The 1,435-nt window shown below is 59.9% G+C and carries 1 protein-coding gene; it reads left to right on the plus strand.

Annotated features, from left to right (window positions below; genetic code table 11):
* Positions 1–121 precede the first annotated feature (121 nt).
* On the plus strand, positions 122–1,432 hold the full coding sequence (locus INT29_RS19875; RefSeq protein WP_096161084.1) for an ISL3 family transposase: 1,311 nt from the start codon (positions 122–124) through the stop codon (positions 1,430–1,432).
* The last annotated feature ends 3 nt before the right edge of the window (positions 1,433–1,435 follow it).

Raw genomic sequence — 1,435 nt, forward strand, 5'->3', positions numbered from 1 at the left:
GGCTCTTCGTAAACGAGAGTGTAGGCCGATGAATTTCAAACAAGGCGAGTCGCTACCCGGATAGACGTCGAGGTCTTCCGATGATGGAAGTTCTCACACTGCCCATCCGAAAGACCTCGACGTGGACAAGCCTACTTTCTCGACGCCTGACCTCACGACATTCTGCCGACTCGACGCCCTTGACCTGACCTGCATCGGCCAACACATCACCGCCCACAAAGCGGTGCTGAAATGCCGACCGAACACCACCGATGAATGGTGCCGACGATGTAGCGGCCACGGCGACATCCGCGACACCGTCGTGCGTCGACTGGCACACGAGCCCTTCGGCCACAGGCCAACGACACTGCATATCCGCCTGCGTCGCTACAAGTGCATCGAATGCGGCCACGTGTGGCGCCAGGACACTACGACCGCGGCACCAGCCCGAGCAAAGATCTCTCGAGCCGGACTCGATTGGGCACTGCGTGCCCTCGTCATCGATCACGACACCGTCGCAGTCATCGCTGACAAGCTCGCGGTGTCCTGGCATACCGCGAACTCCGCGGTCCTGACCGAAGGACAACGGCTGCTGATCAACGATCCGAATCGATTCGACGACGTGTCTGTGATCGGTGTCGACGAGCACGTGTGGCGCCACACTCGCCGGGGAGACAAATACGTCACCGTCATCATCGATCTCACCCCGATCAGCCAAGGAACGGGCACAGCACGCCTACTCGATATGGTGCCCGGACGGTCGAAGCAGGTCTTCAAACAATGGTTGGCCGCCCGGCCCAAGGGCTGGCGTGATGGAATCGAAGTCGTTGCGATGGATGGTTTCTCCGGGTTCAAGACCGCAGCCGTTGAGGAACTTCCCGATGCTGTGGAAGTCATGGACCCGTTCCACGTCGTCAAGCTTGCTGGTGATGCCCTCGATGACGTTCGCCGCCGCGTCCAGCAGGAGACAACTGGGCATCGTGGACGAGCGAAGGACCCGTTGTATCGGGCAAGGAGGACGCTGCACACGGGCACAGACCTGCTCACGAGACGACAACAAGAACGGATCGCCAGTCTCTTCGCTGATGCGAACCTCACCGAAGTCGAAGTCACCTGGGCGCTCTACCAAGACATCGTGGCTGCTTACCGGGCCGAGGACCGCAGTGAAGGCAAGAGGCTCTTGCAGGCTGTCATCGATGTCTTGTCGGCAGGACTGCCTGCTGGGTTGACGGAGTTGAGGCGGTTGGGGAGAACGCTGAAGCGACGCGCAGCGGATGTGTTGGCGTTCTTCACGAGGCCAGGAACGTCGAATGGGCCCACCGAATCGATCAATGGTCGGCTCGAGCACCTTCGAGGATCGGCACTCGGGTTTCGCAACCTGACTCATTACATCGCGAGGTGCCTACTTGAGTCCGGTGGTTTCAGACCGGTTTTACACTCTCGATTACGATGAGCC

This window comes from Brevibacterium sp. FME37, assembly GCF_014897485.1.
Lineage (GTDB): Bacteria > Actinomycetota > Actinomycetes > Actinomycetales > Brevibacteriaceae > Brevibacterium.